This window comes from Pontibacter sp. GD7 (assembly GCF_058216375.1).
On the sequence record NZ_JBYZMP010000019.1, the window covers coordinates 1 to 17,183 of the forward strand.

Consider the following 17,183-nt stretch of genomic DNA (forward strand, 5'->3'; position numbering starts at 1 on the left):
CTGGTGTAAAGAGCGGCTGTGCTATCCTTGACGAACCGCCGTATACGCGACCCGTACGTACGGTGGTGTGAGAGGCGCACCCCGTCAGTTAACACTGGCGGGGCCGTCTACTCGATTAGCCTCTGTTTTATTTTTCTTTCAGTCTATCAGGAATTGTTGGGAAAGCGACCTTCCATTCATCTGCTTTGGAATTGTAAAGCAGATAAGGTCCGTCAAATCCTTCAAGGTATATGAGTTCATATTCGTACTCGTTGATTTTCTCAAAGGCAGGTTTAGTCCCTAACAGTTCTATTTTGAATCCAAGCTTTTCAAGAGTTTCCGAATCACCTGTTTCAGGTAGCTTTTTGTTCTTCTTTCGGTATTCTTCAATTCTGCTAACAAGTTTGTTCCCGAATTCAATGTCAGCTGACCGCGTAATATTAAATGGAAGATTTATATAGAGAACCCAAGCTAATATCAGAACTATCGGTATTGCTAATAAAACCTTTTTCATTTACTGCTTGAAATTCTATAATTTAAATTGTGGCTAACTAGTGGAAAAGCATAAACATACGGTTATTGGCACTATGTACGAAGGACGTTTTGCTTTCTGTAAACTCAAATATCAAAAGTTTAAAATTGTTTATACTTTCCTCCATTGGCCATTAACTGATGAGCTAATATAACAGAAGTATAAGCAAATACTGCATGCAGGTGGTACAATTTATACTTACAACCTAATACCCGCCAGAAATAAAAAGAGCACCCATTCCTGGGTGCTCTTCTATAATTCAAGTATAAGCTTATTTCAGTTTCTCCTCAAGCATTTCACCGTTGCGGTAAAGTCTGGTTCTGGTTACTTTCCCTTCAGGCGTGTGGTACTTCCAGGTGCCGGTTTCGCGGTTATTCCTAAACTGTCCGAGTACTTCCGTTTTGCCATCCTCATAGTACTGCTTGTAAGGGCCAAACCGCAGGCCGTCTTTGTGGTTCGTCTCCGATTTTAGCTTACCGCTAGGGTAGTACTCAAAGCTAAGGCCAAGTATTTTGTCGTTCTCATACACATACTTTTCCTTTACCACACCATTTTCGTGGTATACCAGTTTCTCGCCCTCGCGCTTATCGTTTTTATAGTTCTCCGAAACCTGTACTGGCTTGCCCGGCTTATCGAAATACTTCTTCCAGTTGCCGTGCTTTTTCTTGTCTTTGATGATCTGCTCGGATTGCAGGTTGCCAGAAGGGTAGTAGGTCAGCGTTTTTACGTCGGTCCCGTTGTTGCTGCCAGTAATTTCTTCTTTAAGCGTGCCGTCTTCATAAAAATATTGGGCAGTGCCGTTTATAGCGCCGTTCTTGTAAGGTATAACGCTGCGTGGTTTCCCTGATTCGTAGAAGGCTTTCGCCAGGCCATGCATTTTGCCAGCCAGAAAGCCGCCTTCGGTGCTTAGTTGCCCGCTACGGAAATAGCTTTTAAAACTCCCGTTCTTTTGTCCCGCCTGGTTGCTTACCTCATGCTGTAGCTGCCCGTTGTCGAAGTATGTTTTGTAAGAGCCTTCCAGCATGCCGCCCGCATACGTAGCGTCGGTTTCGAGCTGGCCATTAGGGTAATAGGTTTTGGCCGGGCCGTTCTGCTTGCTGTTTTTATACCTGATCTCCGACTTTAGCTTGCCATCAGCATAGTACTCGCGCACCACCCCCTCCGGAAATCCTTTTACAAACTCAGTTTCTTTTTTGATAGTGCCGTCGGTGGAGTAGGTCTTAAAAGCACCTTGCTGCTGATCGTTTTCGTAAGCGCCTTCCTGTAGCAGCTTGCCGTTTGGATGGAAGGCTTTAAAAGGCCCCTGCATCACACCGTTCTGGTAATTGACCAACAGCTTTACCTGACCATTGGGGTAATACTCGGTATAAACGCTGTCCTTTTTGCCCTGCACAAACTTAACGGTAGCCTCTTTCTCGCCGCTTAAATAATAGCGGTTGTAATAGCCTACTATGGCAGAGTCAGGCAGAAGGATGCTGTATACCTCCTTCACGGCGCTTTCATCCTGCGGATGATATTTGATGACTTTCGTCTGGGCGCTGGCTAAACTTTGTGCAAAGGCCAGGGCCACCAGCATGGAAAGAATTTTATACATGGTTACGATGGATAGTGCTGATTATGCGATTGCAAGATAAAACTATACTTGTGGTTTGTAACATTTATGTTCAAGTATGGATTCCAATTGGAGTTTGTGCTTGCGTTTTGATAACGGTTTTGGGGTGGGGTTTTGTATGTGGTAGGGTGTTTTTGAGTTAGTGTTGCTGTTCTTTCTAGCTGCTGTCCTCTCTTAGTCATCTCTGTCTTTCTATCTAGGTACTCCTATCCTCAGTTCTACTTGCCTATTGTTTCATCTTTGACTTTGGTGCGCTCAAGGCCGCGAGGCCTCGCCTTCGGGCATCGCGCTGTGTTCCCTCCTGCGCTTGCGCGCTGCCACTAACGTGGCACCGGATCTCACAAGGCGCTCAACCCAAAGGCTGGGATGGACACTTCTTGGCTAGCGGCTGTTACAACTGGTAACAAAGTATAAATCAGTAATAGCAGAGATTCCCCGCCTTGGACAAGGAGGGGATAAAGGGGTGGTTTGACCCGGTACTGCGAAATTCCCCTCTTGAGAGGGGCTAGTGGTGTGTTAATCGCTTAATAAAATACCCTCCCCTGTTTTTAGGGGAGGGCAAGGGTGGGGTAAAAAAAATGCCGGCATCCTCAGACACCGGCACTTAAACTCAGAACTCAGAATTCGAGACTCAGAACTCCAAATTTATACTTTCTCGATAACGATAGATGAAGCACCGCCACCACCGTTGCAGATGCCGGTTACGCCGATCTTGCCGTCTTTCTTGTTAAGCACATTGCAAAGCGTTACAAGGATACGTGCACCAGAGGCTCCCAGCGGGTGACCAAGCGATACAGCACCACCAAACACGTTTACATTGCCACCTTCCAGGCCAAGTTTCTGGTTGTTAGCAATTGATACTACAGAGAAGGCTTCGTTTATTTCGTAGAAGTCAACCTCAGATGCCTCAACACCAGCATTCTTTAACGCTTTCGGAATAGCAAGCGATGGCGTAGTTGTGAACCAGATCGGGTCCTGCTCGGCATCGGCAAAGCCACGGATCTTAGCGATTGGTTTTACGCCAAGCTCCTCTGCTTTCTCTTTGCTCATCAGTACAAGGGCAGCAGCGCCATCGTTCAGGGTAGAGGCGTTGGCAGCAGTTACTGTTCCTTCTTTAGCAAACACAGGGCGCAGGCCTGGTATCTTCTCGAAGTTTACTTTCTTATACTCTTCGTCTTCGGTTACTACGATCGGGTCTTTGCCACGCTGCGGGATCTCTACTGGAACGATCTCATCGTTTAGCATGCCGGCCTCAGCAGCGGCAGCCACTTTTTTATATGAGCCAATAGCATACTCGTCCTGCATCTCGCGTGTGATCTGCATTTCTTTGGCTGTGTTCTCGGCTGCGTTACCCATATGGAAGTCGTTGTAAACATCCCACAGGCCATCCTTCAGCAAACCGTCGATCATCTGGCCATGGCCAAGTTTTGCACCAAAACGTGCTTTGTCCAGGTAGAAAGGCACGTTGCTCATGCTTTCCATACCACCAGCCACGATCACGTCTTTATGACCCAGCATGATAGCCTGCGCCGCAAACATAACCGCCTTAGAGCCAGATGCGCATACTTTGTTTACAGTAGTACACTCTACCTCAGGGCCAAGGCCTGCAAACATAGACGCCTGACGTGCAGGAGCCTGACCAAGATTTGCAGAGATCACGTTACCCATGATCACTTCCTGCACATGCTTCTTGTCTACGCCTGCTTTCTCAAGAGCACCTTTAATAGCGGCTGCACCTAACTGTGTGGCGCTAAGGCTGGCCAAAGCACCGCCAAAGCTACCTATTGGCGTACGAACCGCCGAAATGATATATACTTCTTTTACTTTCATGATATTGATTCGGGTTAATTTTGATTGTGTGAAATTACCACGTTTAACGCTTAAAACCAAACGTTCGTTAGCTAAGTGCAAGGGGCGTAGATGGTTGTTCGTTATTGGTTATTCGTTTATCGTAGTTCGATTGTAGAGACGCGATATCGTTGTTAGTTGTTGGTTATTGGGGTCTGTAGAGACGCAACATTTTGAGTCTTGTTGGCTACAGGACAGTAGGTTTAGTTGTTGGTTAGTGGTTATTTGTTGTTGGGATTGGTAGAGACGCAATATTTTGCGTCTTGTTGGCTATGAGGCAGTGGGTTTCGTTATTCAATGTTGGATGATAAGACACAATACATAGCGTCTTATTTGCGGACCGGTAATAAAGCACAAAGTATAAAATCGGCTTTCATCGGTCTGTCCTACACAAATCATTTCTGCAAAGCTCCCAAACACAGTATGTTCAAGGAAAGGATCAGTCAAAAGACCTCACAGCGTCTTACAGACCTGTGAGCGTCTCAACGTTGTAGCAGCCAAGACGCAAAATGTTGCGTCTCTACATTCAAATAACGATTAACGAACAACCAATAACGAAATCTTCTGCGTTGTAGCCAACAAGACGCAAAATATTGCGTCTCTACAGACCCCAATAACTAACAACCAACAACCAACAACGATATCGCGTCTCTACAAACCCCAAAAACCAACAACCAACAACCATATTAAACCATTGGCCATTCAAACAGTCTATGCTCGTGATAGCCAGGTTTCGCTAAGTATTGCTATCTTTATAAACACAACTAAACTACTACTAACACCAATTTCACCCGCAATGAGAAAACTTTTATTGTTGGCGGCATTATGCGGTACAGGCCTTATGCAGGCCCAGGCACAGCAGCAAACTGCCAAAAAACCACTCACGCACGATGTGTACGACAGCTGGAAAAGTGTGCAGGGAGAGAAGATCTCCAACAACGGCCAGTATGTACTGTACAATGTAAACCCGCAGGAAGGCGATGGCGAACTGATCATCAGAAATTACATCAGCAACGCCTCGAAACAATATAGCCGTGGGGGCAGGGCAGAGTTTACGAACGACAGCCGTTACGCTATTTTTGAGATAAAGCCCGAGTACCAGAAGGTGCGCGAACTGAAGCTGAAGAAAAAGAAGCCCGACGACCTGCCTAAAGACTCACTGGCTATTGTAAAGCTGGAGGACATGAGTGTGGTGAAAATGCCACGGGTGAAATCCTATAAACTGCCAAAAGAGGGTAGTGGCTGGTTAGCTTATCACCTCGAAAAACCGTTACCAGAGAAAAAAGGGGCCAAGCCTGCCACAGAGGCAAAAGCTGAAGGCGAGAAAAAGGAGGAGCCTAAAAAGCCTGCCTCCAAGCCACTGAAGCAAAATAAAAAGTACAGCGGCACTGAGCTTGTGCTGCGCAACCTGCAGTCGGGGCAGGAGCACCGTTTTACACGAGTTACAGATTACATTTTCTCGGAGAAGGGCAACATGCTATACTTCGTGAAGGATGAACTTGACTCGCTGCATAAAGCCGGTGTATATGCCTTTAGCATAGCCGACCTGAAAACAATGCCTGTCGATACGGGCAAGGTTTCCTATAAAGGCATCAGTGCCGATAAAGCTGGTGAGCAGTTGGCCTACGTAGCCACCCAGGACTCATTGGGTGCTGAGATCCGCTACTTTGGATTATACCACTGGAACAAAAAAGACAACAAAGCTGCTTTGCTGGCCGACACGCTGGGCAAAGGCATACCGAAAGCATGGATGGTAAGCGAGCATGGCCGCCTGAATTTCTCTGAAGACGGCAAACGCCTGTTCTTTGGTACGTTCCCGCGCCCTACCCGCTACGAGAAAGACACCACCAAGCTTGAAGAGGAAAAGGTGAGCCTGGATATCTGGTCTTACAAAGATCCACTTATCCAGCCGATGCAGTTAAAGAACAAAGAACGTGACATGAAGCGTTCTTTCCTGGCAATGTATGACCTGAAGGGCAAGCAGATGCAGCAGCTGGCTACACTGGAAATTCCGGATGTATACCTGGATGCAAAAGGCGAAGGCGATGTGGCCCTGGGCGTGAGCGACGAGAAGTATAAACTGACCATTGGGTACGACACTCCAACCCGCAAAGACGCTTACTTGATCGATTTAAAGAAGGGTACACGCAAGCAGGTGCTTTCTGAAACACGCGGTTACCCGCGTTTGTCGCCACAGGGCAATTATGTTTACTGGTACGAGCCAATTGATAGCAGCTGGCATGCCATGAGCAGCAAAGGTGGTGCAAACCTGAACCTGACCAAGCGCATCGGACTGCCGTTCTACGACGAGACGAACGATGTTCCTTCGTTACCGGATGCCTATGGTTTTGGTGCCTGGGTGGAGAATGATAGCTATATGCTGGTGTACGACAAGCACGACATCTGGAAACTGGACCCAAGCGGGAAAAGAGCCCCTGAAAACCTGACAGATGCTTTTGGCCGCAAAAACAACCTGCGCCTGCGCTACGAGCAACTGGACCGTGAAGAGAAGTTTATACCATTGAACGCTGCCATTTATGTGAGCGGCTTTAATTATGCTACAAAAGCAGACGGATATTACAGAGAGCACATCAGCAAGCAGGTTGCCCCTGAAAAACTGATCAGCTCTGACAATACCTATACTGGATTGAATAAGGCAAAAAACGCTGACCGATTAACTTTCCGCAAAGGTTCTTTCAGAGAGTACAACGACATTTATACTTCGGATGCCAGCTTTGCGAAAGTAGAGAAGCTTAGCGATGCCAACCCGCAAATGAAGGATTACCTGTGGGGTAGTGTGGAGCTTGTAAACTGGAAATCTACGGATGGTGAGCCGCTGGAAGGATTACTGTTTAAGCCAGAGAACTTCGACCCTAAGAAGAAATACCCGATGCTGGTATACTTCTACGAGCGCTCTTCTGATGGACTGCATACCTACCGCACACCGGCTCCTAGCGCCTCTACCATCAACATCTCATATTTTGTAAGCAACGATTACCTGGTGTTTGTGCCGGACATTATTTACAAAGAGGGCTACCCAGGCGAGAGTGCCATGGACTGCATCATACCGGGTGTTCAGAGTCTGGTAGCGCAGGGCTTTGTTGATGATAAGAACATGGCCTTACAGGGTCAGAGCTGGGGTGGTTACCAGATCGCCTATATGGTAACTAAAACCAATATGTTTAAGGCTGCCATGGCCGGTGCACCAGTTTCTAACATGACAAGTGCCTACGGCGGTATCCGTTGGGGTACGGGCCTGAGCCGCCAGTTCCAGTATGAGCGCACACAAAGCCGTATCGGGGGTACGCTTTGGGAAAGACCAATGCAGTTTATCGAGAACTCTCCATTGTTCTATGCTGATCGTGTTAGAACGCCGCTTTTGATTATGCACAACGACCAGGACGGTGCCGTGCCTTGGTACCAGGGCATTGAGTACTTTATGGCCCTGCGCCGCCTTAACAGACCTGCATGGATGCTGGTGTACAACGGCGAAGACCACAACCTGGTGCAGCGCAAAAACCGCAAAGACCTTTCGGTGCGTATGTCGCAGTTCTTCGACCACTACCTGAAAGGTGCCCCAATGCCAGTTTGGATGAAAGAGGGTGTGCCATCGGTGGTAAAAGGCAAAGAGTATGGCTTTGAGCTTGTAGAACCAAAGCCGGAAGTTGCCGGTGAAGCCACTGAATAAAGCTTAAGAAATAAGTATAAAGTTGAAGAAGGAGCAGGCGTTTTGTCTGCTCCTTTTTTTATTAGTACAACTCTCTGGGGCATAAGTGAGTATAAGTATGCATAAAACACTATATACTGGTTTTACCCTTATGAAGCGATTCTTTCTGCCCCTGCTGTTGCTGGCCATACTTGTAGCATCCTGCACTTCCTATATACCTGAAAAAGAGCCTGCGGATTTTATTCCGGATGAGGAGCTTGGGGAGATCGTTCCCCTGGATTCCATCAGGCGGGTGTTTTCGTTTAAGGGTGCCCAGGTAACTGGGGTAACTATAAGCGAGGACGGACGCATGTTCGCAAATTTTCCAAGGTGGCGCGATGGAGTGGCTTTCTCGGTCGTGGAGGTCCTGAACGATGGTACCTTCAGGCTTTACCCCAACCCGGACTGGAACCAATGGACAGGAGAGCCAAAGCCCAACCAATTCACATGCGTACAATCGGTGCTGGCACACAACGGCTCATTGTTTGTGCTTGACCCGGCAAACCCCATGTTTCAGGGGGTGAAGGGAAATGCCAGATTGCTTGAGTTTGACCTGGCTACCAACAACCTGAAGAATAAATGGGAGTTTGATAAAAGTATAGCCCCGGAGCAATCCTACCTCAACGACCTCCGCATCGACGACAAAAACAAAAAAGTATACATAACCGACTCTGGACTTGGCGCCATTGTTATACTTGACCTGGCCAGTGGCAAAGCCAGAAGGGTGCTGGACCAACATCCGTCTACCAAGGCCGAGAACATTACGCTTAAAATAAACGGGAAGAAATGGCTGCAAAACGGACAGCAACCACAGATACACTCCGATGGTATTGCCCTGAATACGAATGAAGGCAATTTATACTTTCATGCCCTGACTGGTTATACTTTGTACAGGGTGCCTGTTTCTGCTTTAAACAATAGCAGCCTTAGCAGCGAGGCCCTGGGGCAAAAAGTGGAGAACCTGGGCAAGACACCAGCCCCCGACGGCATGATCTTCGACAAGCGCGGCAACCTGTACATGGCTGATCTGGAGAACAACGCGATCGTTTACAGAACACCTGCCGGTGAGATAAAACAGCTGATTCAGGACGATAAGATACGCTGGGCCGATACGTTTACCATTTACCAGGATAATCTATACTTTACCACCTCGCGCATACATGAAGCGGGTCCGGAGGTGAATAAGATGGTTTTCAGTATTTATAAAGTGCCGCTAACACCGTTTGTGCAGTAGGCTAAAGCAAACAAAAAAGGCAGTCGCATCGTCTGTGCGGCTGCCTTTTCTCACTAAACAAATAGCTTATTTACCGTTGTTACTCGGTTTAATGGCGCCGCATGCAACAGGCAAGGTAGCTACATACTCACCATTTACGGTCATGCCATGCAACACGATCACGTTGTTCTGTAATGGCAGCATAGCCGCAGTAACATCAAATGTTCTGGTATAATTTATAGTGCCATCAGGAGCAGTAGGGAAAGGCTCTAATGACAACAGTACAGGGCCATAAAATGGCAAGCCTTCGCCTAACTCTACCAGGCCGTCACCATCCGTATCAGCCGACATAGGCGGGCAAACGGCATTTTTGTTTTTATCCATAAAGCCATGGATATGTTGCGGGTGTAGTTTCCCGGCTTCCAGGCCACTTGCCATAAGTTGCACCGTCAGCTTGTCGCCTTCCAGCGTTAACGTTGCTGTGCCCATCACCCCAGACCCATTCAGAGCCATAATGTCAGCAGTGTAGGTTTTATTCAGGTTATAAGATTTAGATCGATGTGCGTTCTGCTGATCCTGAACGTTTAAGGCCGCATCCGGTGAAACATTCTCAGACTCGCAGGCAGAAAAAAGCAAAAGAGCACAGGCTGTGGCAAATAGTGTTGTACTTCGGAAGTAATTTTTCATGAGTTTTATTTTTTTTGATTTGAACTACTTACGATATACAACTCCCCAGCTGGGCTGGCACGATGAATAAGCGGGTGAATGCCCTGAAATAGGTGGACAGTACCAGGTAATTATAAGTGAACGAAAAAACCGGTTTAATGCAAACAGCCTCTAAATGTCCTTTAATTTATAGTCTGGCAGACTGGACAAAAGCTGATTGGTGCGCATAAACTGACCGGTGCCGAAGGCTACTTCCCGCCCTTTTTCATTGTAAATGGCTGCCTCTGCTACATACAGGTTTTTACCCTGCGACCTGAGTGTGCCCACAGCCTTTAGCAGACCTCCCGTTACTGGCCTTACCAGGTTAAGTTGAAATGAAGAAGTTACAATGAACACATCCCTTACCACAGAGGCCACTGCAAAGTAAGCCGCATCATCCAGCAGCTTAAAGTATAAAGACCCGTGCATGGCATTTGCCCCATGAAAGTATGCCGGCTCAACAGGCAATGTGATCTCAGCACGGCCATGGCTAACCACAATGCTGCTGCCACCTATGGTTTTCTGAATATTGGCGCTTTGGAACAAATGTTCCAGTGCGCGGTAATGCTGCTCCAACTCCATTTTTTAATTCAAATTTGCTCTTGGCAAGTATAGCCAAAGCTTTTAAATACCCGAAGTAATTTCAGATTTAATATCGAAGGCCGTAGATTAGCCAGGCAAACCTTAAATTGATGACTTACAAACACGGAATTGGAATTGCCCACCTCGAGTTCTGGGTAAAGGACCTGGACGAGTCTGTTGCTTTTTACAGCAGGCTCTTCCCGTTGATTGGCTGGAAAGAACTGAACCGAACCTCTTTTAGCTGCGGCACCCATGAGATATACTTCAAGGAAATGCCGGTGGCCCTGCACGATAGTTTAGGCGTTCGCCACATTTGTTTCCATGCCACTAGCCGGGAGGTGGTGGATACAGTAGGGGAGTGGCTCAGAAGTATAAACGCTGACATTATAAGAGGGCCACAGCACATGCCGCAGTACGACAACAGCTATTATACCGTAGACTTCCGAGACCCGAATGGCTTTGTGCTTGAGGTAACCCACATGCCGGACATACAGCTATAAGTAAAAAGCCTGCACTATCCGGAGCGCAGGCTTTTATGTAAAAAACAGGAAAAAAGTATTTCGTGCTTTGATTTGAAATCCTGTACCCGATAAAGGGCACAAGGTATAGAAGTATAGTGTTTAAGGGAGATATTTCTTGTTTAGCACAATCGATTAGAAAGAAGGATTATACTTTGAGGCAACACGTTCACGGACCTTCGCCACATCAATGCCGGCCTTTTCCATTTTCTGAACCGCCAATTCTTCAATGAGTTCTTTCAATGCTGAAAGGCAAGAGTCAAACTCGGTGTGGGTGCCCATCAGGAAGGAAAGCTCCTGTTCCACTTCCAGCCAGGTTGATATATCGGCGTGGTTATGCTGAATCTGCACTTCCAGTTTATCCAGAGCATTGGCTACCTTGGCCTCATAAGTCTTCTTCTCCTCAAACTCGTGCCACAGCTCATACACGTGCTGCCCCAGGCCTAAGCCCAGTGTGTCGCGTAGGTTTTCAATGGCTTTCCTCTCTTTCGCCTGCTTCATTTCTCTGGCCAGGTCGGTGGTTACGTCGAATACTGGTATGTCACCGGCTTCGGCCTCAACCAGGTCATGCACGATCACCATTTTGAGTGTGCGCGCCGTGTCCAGGTCTTTGTCAAGGTATGGCTCCAACAGCACCACCATCAGCGACATACGCCAGGTATGTTCCGCCACGCTCTCTTGCCGGCCATTTGAAAGCCAGCTATGCCTTAATTCATACTTCAGCTTCTCGGCCAGGGATAGCACCTCAAGCACGTTCTTTAACTCAGTCTTCATGGGCAGCATTTCTATGAATTTTCCTTTATTGTGATCTTACAAATTTAGCCACAGGTAGTTAAATTCGGAAAATCAGGGGGCTGCTGTATGTCTTGCAAAAGTTGCTGTTTGGCAGGAAATTATGCATGAGCACAAGTTGCTGAGTGAAATGAGCTTATCAGGCCGTATGATGTTATCACGTTGTTAAGCAAGCGCTGGTGTGCTGCGCAGTTCCTTTACACGTTCCTCAAAGTACTGAGCCGGTCTGCCTTTGCCTCCGGTGGCCGTTCTCTCAAACAGGTCCAGCAATTCGGGGCTGTGCTCTGTGCGCTGCCCTTTCCGTATGTTAACGTAGGTTAGTTTAGACCAGATCACAGCCAGCACCGCCTCTGTGTCCTTATCCAGCATCTGGTACTCTGTGTATAAATTAGAGTTGTCGTAGTGCATAAGGCAGGTCCTGATCTTTACCCACTCCATAAACTTAACTTCGCGCAGGTAAGCGATCTGGTTCGATGCCACCACCCAGGCATTTCCTGTCTGTTTTATATGCCCGTAGATATCCAAGCCATACTGTTCACGAAGCTGGTCCTCGCGTGCATTCAGGAAGTAGTCTATGTAGCGGCCATTGTTAAGGTGCCCAAAAGGATCGCAGTCTTCAAAACGGATCAGTACTTCGCTTTCCAGGTGCTTAGGCAATGCTTGTTCAGTGTTCATAGTTTTAAATTAAATAAACCGTTCGGTCTTTTTTGTGATAAAAAATTTTAAAGTTCTAATTCTCGTTCAATGTATTGCTCCAGGTGCTGCAAAACTATGTTAAGGTGCTTTGCGTCGCCGTATGCTTTCGATACCATAATGCCGCCCTCTATCATGCTTACAAACAGTACTGCAAACTGACCGGCATCTGCCGTGCCCTTAAATTCCTGTTGCTCTATGCCCTGCTTTACAATATTGCTAACGGCCTTGTGCATTTTGTTCAGCACTTTAACCACAGCTGCGCGCAACTGCGGATTGGTGTCATCGGCCTCAACAGAAGTATTAAGTATAGGGCACCCCCCGGAAATTGGTGGCGTGAAGAGATAGGTCTTGTAAAAAGCCATAAGGGCCTTAAGCTTTGCAGTAGCAGAAGTATGGCCCGCTATCTTGTCTGAAAGCAGCCTGATAATGTGCTGGCTGGCAAATTCAAAAGCGGCTACGGCAATCTCCTCTTTGCTCTCAAAGTGACCGTAGATACCGCCTTTAGTTAACCCGGTCGCCGCCATCACATCCTGAATGGACGTGCCTGCATACCCCTTTAAATTAAAAAGGTGCGCCGATTTCTCGATGATCAGCTGACGGGTACGTTCTGCTTTTGGAGTTAGTGTTTCCATATGTGGATGTTGCAAAATAAACCAATCGGTTTGTTTTATGCAAGTATATCCTGCAGAAGTTTTTAGGCATAAAGCCTGTTTTGAGTTTATTAAAATCCATAGTGCCTGCCCTTGCTGCGTGTTATCACCAGCAAGTATAATAGCCAGTGCCTTAAATTGTTGGTGAAAAACACCAACAATGGCGGGTTCGATTTATTTTAGCCAAAACCCTAAAGAGCTTCATATTACAAACGGCAGCATTATTTCATTCTGGAAAATCTTAAAGTAATAGCGCGAGCGTCCTCGTTCGTGATTGGCTTTAGCTAGGCCGCCCCGGGACTGCGCCCGGGATCTAAGACTGGCCCAGTTGTATTGCAAATTTAACGGTATAAATAGTCAAGGTTCACAGATCCGCGCCAGCAAAAAATAGAATGAAACGACTCTGCTTCAAGGGGCTACCAGTCCGGCTTAGACCTGTCTGGTTTTTTAGAGGTCTTTTTAGGGAGCTGTTGTATGTATTGCATCTCGGCATTGCGCATGGCATCCAGCAGCATCCTGGCACGTTCCGGGCTAATGTTAGCATTTTGCAGGCGCATGCGCTGTGTCTGAGCACGTATGTCGGCCTCTGTAATGTTTTCAGTACCGTTTACACGCTCCTGCTGGTTAGGGTCAAATGTGTTGTCCGGGTTTGTGCCTTTTGTGTCGCCGGGTTGGTTGCCTGCTGCTTGCTCTTTGTCCTGTTTTTGCGGGGGCTGCGGGTTTTGCTTTTCCGAAGTGCCCGTAGCTCCCTGCTGTCCCTTTTCATCAGGCTGTGGCTGTTCAGTTTCTTCTTCCCGTTCGCCTTCAGGGTCCGGTTTTGTTTTGGGCTGCGGCTCTTCCTGAGTAGGGCCTGGCATTGCCGTGCTGTCTTCCTGTGGCTGCTCCGGCTCAGGTAATTCCTGCTCCGGCAATTCGGCTTTTTCAGGGTGTAGTTCCAGGTACTTCTTCAGGAGTTCGTAATTATAGCGGGCAGCCTCGTTCTCGGGTCTCGCTACAAGGGCCTGTTTATATAGTAACAATGCCTGTTTATACTTTTTCTGCTTTGTATGGATGTTGCCTAATTGCAGGTGTACCACCGAGCGCATATGCGAGGCAGGGTTGTCGGCCAATAACCTGTATTGCTGAAGCGCCTCTTTCAGTCTGCCGGCTTTATAATAAGCATGGGCGAGGTTCAACCTGATCTGGTCGTCGTCAGTTTCTAATTTATCAAGCAAGTATTCGTAAGTGATGATGGCCTCCTGGTAATCTTTGTCCTGATAGGCCTGTGCTGCTTTTGCCGCATACTCGTTCACCTGAGAAATGGTACGGAGCCCACTACCAGGTATACCTATAAGCAATATGATAAAGAAGATGGCTCTCATACTCTCACAACTCTTACCGGTATCAAGACATCAATTAAGATCAGGAGCAGTGCCAGCGCCAGGGGGTAAATATACTTGTTGGCCGTTACATCGATGGTCTTACTCTCGCGCAACTCTCCTTCAATGTTGTTAATGGCGTTTATTAGTCTGCTAACCTCGCTAACGCGGTTGTTTACCTCAAAGTACTGGCCACCTGTAAGCTCAGCTAATTTTGTGAGCGGAGCCGGGTTGAGCGTAGTGGTTACGGTACGGCCTTTTTTGTCGCGTTTAAAGCCACGGCCCGATGGAATTTTGCCGCCCTCAAGTGTGCCCACGCCTAAAGTATAAACCCGAACGTTTTCGTCATTCAGCTGCTCGGCCAACTGCTCTACATTCTCACCGAAGTCCTCGCCATCACTTATCAGCACCAGTACTTTTGCTTTCTGCGCATCTGTTTCCGCCGAAGTATTTGAGGCGAATTTATCCAGTGTGAGTTGCAGGACCGGCGCATAATCTGTACCGGAATGGGGCAGGAGGTTGGTGCGCAGTGTTTGGGTGTACAGCTGCAGTGCATTCTGGTCGTAGGTGAGGGGACTGTGCAGGTAAGCTGCGTCAGAGAAAACGATCAGTCCGATCTTATCTGAGTTAAACCTTGTGATCAGGCGCTGTATCTCGTGTTTGGCTTTTTCGAGGCGCGAAGGCTGCACATCCGTCGCGTTCATAGACTGCGACAGATCTATGGCTATATAAAGGTCTTTGCCAATAGTCTTAATCTCTTTTTTCATGGCCCCGAACGAGGGCCCAAGTATGGCAATTATAATAAGCGATACGTACAGGTGCCGCAGGAAAAACTTGAACCAGACCACGTGTGGGCGCTGGTTAAAAAAAGCCGCCACTTTTCGCACACGAAGCAGATACCCGATGTACAGCACAAAAAAGATTGAGCCGAACAAAATCTCAAGTATAGTGATGGTCTGGTACCAGGTCATGCGAAAATAGCAGGGTGCGGGTTTTGTTTACTTTTCTTGTTAATCCCCAAAGACAAATATACTAAAAGCTGGCCATTAAAAGCATTTTTACTGGTAACGGTCGGTTCCTGTGACCATTGCATAGGAGTTAAACTATACTTTGAGTGGCGCCGGGATAAAATTTCAAAAAAAATTTAGAAAAAATCTGCTTTGGCAAGCTGAATATTATCAATTAGTTATACTTGCTGAGGTGTTTTATTTGCAGTTTTCGCTACTAAAAGTTGGGCTTAGCTATTGCGCTGTTAAAGGTAATGTTGTATGTTTGCAATCTCTTTAGCAGAAAGAGTCCCGGAGAGGTGGGTGAGTGGCTTAAACCAGCAGTTTGCTAAACTGCCGTACTGGTAACGGTACCGGGGGTTCGAATCCCCCCTTCTCCGCAAGCGAAATAAATTTTAAAAAAGTTTTGACAATTTAAAATCTTCGCTTACTTTTGCACCGCAATCAACAATAACAGCGCCGCAAGCGCTTCCGGAGTTGAAAGCACAGTTCGGGGTGTAGCGTAGCCCGGTATCGCGCCACATTTGGGATGTGGAGGTCGTAGGTTCGAATCCTGCCACCCCGACTAAAAAATTTCGGAAGCAATTCCGAAATTTTTTGTTTAAGGGTAGAGCAAAGCTCTCCTGAAAAACGCTGGTCTCGTAGCTCAGCTGGATAGAGCAACTGCCTTCTAAGCAGTAGGTCTTTGGTTCGAATCCAAACGGGATCACTGAAAAGCCCCTCTAGGTACACTAGAGGGGCTTTTTTGTTATTGTCCCATCTTTTTTCTTGAGTCTTTTATATCTGGCCGGTTTCAGTTGTCTTCCTGGCTTTAGAAAATCTCAGATTATTTTGGCCAGCTTATAAACAAAATAGCCCACCATTGGGAGCAGGTGGGCTATTCCAATTATCTAACCTGCTTATTTCTACTGATTAACGCCCTGTAAGGTTTGCCTTAGCACCAATTTTTTGGATTGACTTGAGGAGGCACCGGGTTATGTGCTTGAATGAAATGATATAGTGCTAACACAATATTATTTCATTGTTTGAGGTTCTCAATTCATTGTTAACTAAACTGAAAACAAACTATGCCACACAAATTAACTTGGGCCTTAATATTGACCCTAGTACTTGCAGCCTCACAAGCTTTTTCTCAATCAGTGAAAATCTCAGGGAAAATAGTTGATGCCACTACTCAAAGCACAATACCTTATGCCAGTATCGGCGTTTTAGGTAAATCTATCGGTACTGTAGCCAATAGCTCCGGAGAGTTTGTATTGCCTGTTAAGCAAGATCAGCTAAATGCCAATGATAAGCTTATTTTTTCCTGTGTTGGGTATGAGAGTACGGAACTTCAGATCGGAAATGTAGAAAATGAAAGCCTTCAAATTTACCTTAAGCCACAGGTGGTTGAAATTGAAGAAGTGAAAGTGCTTGCAAATAAGCTTAAAAAGAAAGTGCTGGGCAAGAATGATCGGGAGTACTTTACCCATTACAATTTCTATTCGATGCAGGATACCGCTGCCCATGACAGGCTTGGGCGAGAAGTAGGGAATATCATAAAATTAAATCAAACCTGCTTCCTCAATGATTTCAATGTTTATATGGGCTGGAGTGATTTTACCTCAGTTAAGTTCAGGGTAAATGTATATGAGGTGGTAAACGGTTTGCCTGGTAAAAGCCTGCTTCAGGAAAATATAGTTTTCGAGGTTAAAGGTAAGAATCCGGGATGGGTAAAAGTTGATCTTAAAGAATATAGTATTCGGCTTGAAGGGCATGATAAAGTAGCTATAACAGTACAGTGGCTGGAAAGCGTGAAGCAAAAAGAAAGCAGCAGATTTTTGTCTGTACCTATAGCTGTTTCACCAGTTCATACTTATGTGACCAGGGATAAAAGTACAGGTGAGTGGAAGCGTGGATCAGGCTATCTTAGCATGTACCTCAACGCAGATTGCTTTAAGCCAGAAAGTGATGCATTTGTAAAAGCGCAATAAAGTATAAAGCCA

The 17,183-nt window shown here is 46.7% G+C and carries 14 protein-coding genes and 3 tRNA genes; 7 read left to right on the plus strand and 10 right to left on the minus strand.

Annotation, left to right across the window (positions count from 1 at the left end; translation table 11 throughout):
* Nucleotides 1-127 precede the first annotated feature (127 nt).
* The 3 genes from AC4BAP_RS18855 to AC4BAP_RS18865 form a co-directional block, all read right to left on the minus strand.
* Complete coding sequence (locus AC4BAP_RS18855; protein WP_490584239.1) at nt 128-493, minus strand: hypothetical protein; 366 nt, start codon at nt 491-493, stop codon at nt 128-130.
* 289 nt (nt 494-782) lie between these two features.
* Complete coding sequence (locus tag AC4BAP_RS18860; protein WP_490584240.1) at nt 783-2,105, minus strand: toxin-antitoxin system YwqK family antitoxin; 1,323 nt, start codon at nt 2,103-2,105, stop codon at nt 783-785.
* A gap of 663 nt (nt 2,106-2,768) precedes the next feature.
* Nucleotides 2,769-3,953, minus strand: coding sequence for an acetyl-CoA C-acyltransferase (locus AC4BAP_RS18865; protein WP_490584241.1), 1,185 nt, complete (start codon nt 3,951-3,953; stop codon nt 2,769-2,771).
* Between the two features lie 814 nt (nt 3,954-4,767).
* On the opposite strand from AC4BAP_RS18865, the gene AC4BAP_RS18870 reads away from it, so the two are divergent.
* Nucleotides 4,768-7,659 carry an alpha/beta hydrolase family protein gene (locus AC4BAP_RS18870; protein ID WP_490584242.1) on the plus strand — a complete coding sequence of 964 codons (2,892 nt, stop codon included), beginning with the start codon at nt 4,768-4,770 and terminating at the stop codon, nt 7,657-7,659.
* Between the two features lie 130 nt (nt 7,660-7,789).
* On the plus strand, nt 7,790-8,911 hold the full coding sequence (locus AC4BAP_RS18875) for an SMP-30/gluconolactonase/LRE family protein (RefSeq protein WP_490584243.1): 1,122 nt from the start codon (nt 7,790-7,792) through the stop codon (nt 8,909-8,911).
* A 66-nt stretch (nt 8,912-8,977) separates the two neighbouring features.
* Here the strand turns inward: AC4BAP_RS18875 and AC4BAP_RS18880 are convergent, their stop codons facing one another.
* Both AC4BAP_RS18880 and AC4BAP_RS18885 read right to left on the minus strand, forming a co-directional pair.
* Nucleotides 8,978-9,577, minus strand: a complete 600-nt coding sequence (locus AC4BAP_RS18880) for a hypothetical protein (RefSeq protein ID WP_490584244.1) — start codon at nt 9,575-9,577, stop codon at nt 8,978-8,980.
* A gap of 150 nt (nt 9,578-9,727) precedes the next feature.
* Entirely contained in the window at nt 9,728-10,177 is a 450-nt protein-coding gene (locus tag AC4BAP_RS18885) for a PaaI family thioesterase (RefSeq protein ID WP_490584245.1), read from the minus strand.
* Between the two features lie 110 nt (nt 10,178-10,287).
* On the opposite strand from AC4BAP_RS18885, the gene AC4BAP_RS18890 reads away from it, so the two are divergent.
* Complete coding sequence (locus tag AC4BAP_RS18890) at nt 10,288-10,677, plus strand: VOC family protein (protein WP_490584246.1); 390 nt, start codon at nt 10,288-10,290, stop codon at nt 10,675-10,677.
* 153 nt (nt 10,678-10,830) lie between these two features.
* Here AC4BAP_RS18890 and AC4BAP_RS18895 read toward each other — a convergent pair whose 3' ends face one another.
* The 5 genes from AC4BAP_RS18895 to AC4BAP_RS18915 form a co-directional block, all read right to left on the minus strand.
* Nucleotides 10,831-11,469 carry an HD domain-containing protein gene (locus AC4BAP_RS18895; protein ID WP_490584247.1) on the minus strand — a complete coding sequence of 213 codons (639 nt, stop codon included), beginning with the start codon at nt 11,467-11,469 and terminating at the stop codon, nt 10,831-10,833.
* Between the two features lie 183 nt (nt 11,470-11,652).
* Entirely contained in the window at nt 11,653-12,162 is a 510-nt protein-coding gene (locus AC4BAP_RS18900; RefSeq protein ID WP_490584248.1) for an acyl-CoA thioesterase, read from the minus strand.
* Nucleotides 12,163-12,209: 47 nt separating this feature from the next.
* Nucleotides 12,210-12,815 carry a TetR/AcrR family transcriptional regulator gene (locus AC4BAP_RS18905; RefSeq protein ID WP_490584249.1) on the minus strand — a complete coding sequence of 202 codons (606 nt, stop codon included), beginning with the start codon at nt 12,813-12,815 and terminating at the stop codon, nt 12,210-12,212.
* Nucleotides 12,816-13,249: 434 nt separating this feature from the next.
* Complete coding sequence (locus AC4BAP_RS18910) at nt 13,250-14,194, minus strand: tetratricopeptide repeat protein (protein ID WP_490584250.1); 945 nt, start codon at nt 14,192-14,194, stop codon at nt 13,250-13,252.
* The gene (locus AC4BAP_RS18915) at nt 14,191-15,162 is read right to left on the minus strand and encodes a VWA domain-containing protein (protein WP_490584251.1); all 972 of its coding nucleotides are present in this window, start codon (nt 15,160-15,162) and stop codon (nt 14,191-14,193) included. Before AC4BAP_RS18915 ends, AC4BAP_RS18910 begins: the two co-directional genes overlap by 4 nt.
* A gap of 329 nt (nt 15,163-15,491) precedes the next feature.
* Between AC4BAP_RS18915 and AC4BAP_RS18920 the strand changes: the two genes are divergently transcribed.
* The 4 genes from AC4BAP_RS18920 (at nt 15,492) to AC4BAP_RS18935 (ending at nt 17,171) form a co-directional block, all read left to right on the plus strand.
* A tRNA-Ser gene (locus AC4BAP_RS18920) sits at nt 15,492-15,578 on the plus strand.
* 111 nt (nt 15,579-15,689) lie between these two features.
* A tRNA-Pro gene (locus tag AC4BAP_RS18925) sits at nt 15,690-15,763 on the plus strand.
* A gap of 70 nt (nt 15,764-15,833) precedes the next feature.
* A tRNA-Arg gene (locus tag AC4BAP_RS18930) sits at nt 15,834-15,907 on the plus strand.
* A 358-nt stretch (nt 15,908-16,265) separates the two neighbouring features.
* Nucleotides 16,266-17,171: a carboxypeptidase-like regulatory domain-containing protein gene (locus tag AC4BAP_RS18935; protein ID WP_490584252.1), complete on the plus strand. Its 906-nt coding sequence runs from the start codon at nt 16,266-16,268 to the stop codon at nt 17,169-17,171.
* Nucleotides 17,172-17,183: the final 12 nt, after the last annotated feature.

Excerpts from the sequence above, each read along its gene's own strand:
- AC4BAP_RS18910 (WP_490584250.1), bottom strand. The coding sequence starts at position 14,194 with ATGAGAGCCATCTTCTTTATCATATTGCTTATAGGTATACCTGGTAGT.
- AC4BAP_RS18855 (WP_490584239.1), bottom strand. The coding sequence starts at position 493 with ATGAAAAAGGTTTTATTAGCAATACCGATAGTTCTGATATTAGCTTGG.
- AC4BAP_RS18860 (WP_490584240.1), bottom strand. The coding sequence starts at position 2,105 with ATGTATAAAATTCTTTCCATGCTGGTGGCCCTGGCCTTTGCACAAAGT.
- AC4BAP_RS18890 (WP_490584246.1), top strand. The coding sequence starts at position 10,288 with ATGACTTACAAACACGGAATTGGAATTGCCCACCTCGAGTTCTGGGTA.
- AC4BAP_RS18935 (WP_490584252.1), top strand. The coding sequence starts at position 16,266 with ATGCCACACAAATTAACTTGGGCCTTAATATTGACCCTAGTACTTGCA.
- AC4BAP_RS18915 (WP_490584251.1), bottom strand. The coding sequence starts at position 15,162 with ATGACCTGGTACCAGACCATCACTATACTTGAGATTTTGTTCGGCTCA.
- AC4BAP_RS18880 (WP_490584244.1), bottom strand. The coding sequence starts at position 9,577 with ATGAAAAATTACTTCCGAAGTACAACACTATTTGCCACAGCCTGTGCT.
- AC4BAP_RS18870 (WP_490584242.1), top strand. The coding sequence starts at position 4,768 with ATGAGAAAACTTTTATTGTTGGCGGCATTATGCGGTACAGGCCTTATG.
- AC4BAP_RS18905 (WP_490584249.1), bottom strand. The coding sequence starts at position 12,815 with ATGGAAACACTAACTCCAAAAGCAGAACGTACCCGTCAGCTGATCATC.
- AC4BAP_RS18875 (WP_490584243.1), top strand. The coding sequence starts at position 7,790 with ATGAAGCGATTCTTTCTGCCCCTGCTGTTGCTGGCCATACTTGTAGCA.
- AC4BAP_RS18865 (WP_490584241.1), bottom strand. The coding sequence starts at position 3,953 with ATGAAAGTAAAAGAAGTATATATCATTTCGGCGGTTCGTACGCCAATA.
- AC4BAP_RS18895 (WP_490584247.1), bottom strand. The coding sequence starts at position 11,469 with ATGAAGACTGAGTTAAAGAACGTGCTTGAGGTGCTATCCCTGGCCGAG.
- AC4BAP_RS18900 (WP_490584248.1), bottom strand. The coding sequence starts at position 12,162 with ATGAACACTGAACAAGCATTGCCTAAGCACCTGGAAAGCGAAGTACTG.
- AC4BAP_RS18885 (WP_490584245.1), bottom strand. The coding sequence starts at position 10,177 with ATGGAGTTGGAGCAGCATTACCGCGCACTGGAACATTTGTTCCAAAGC.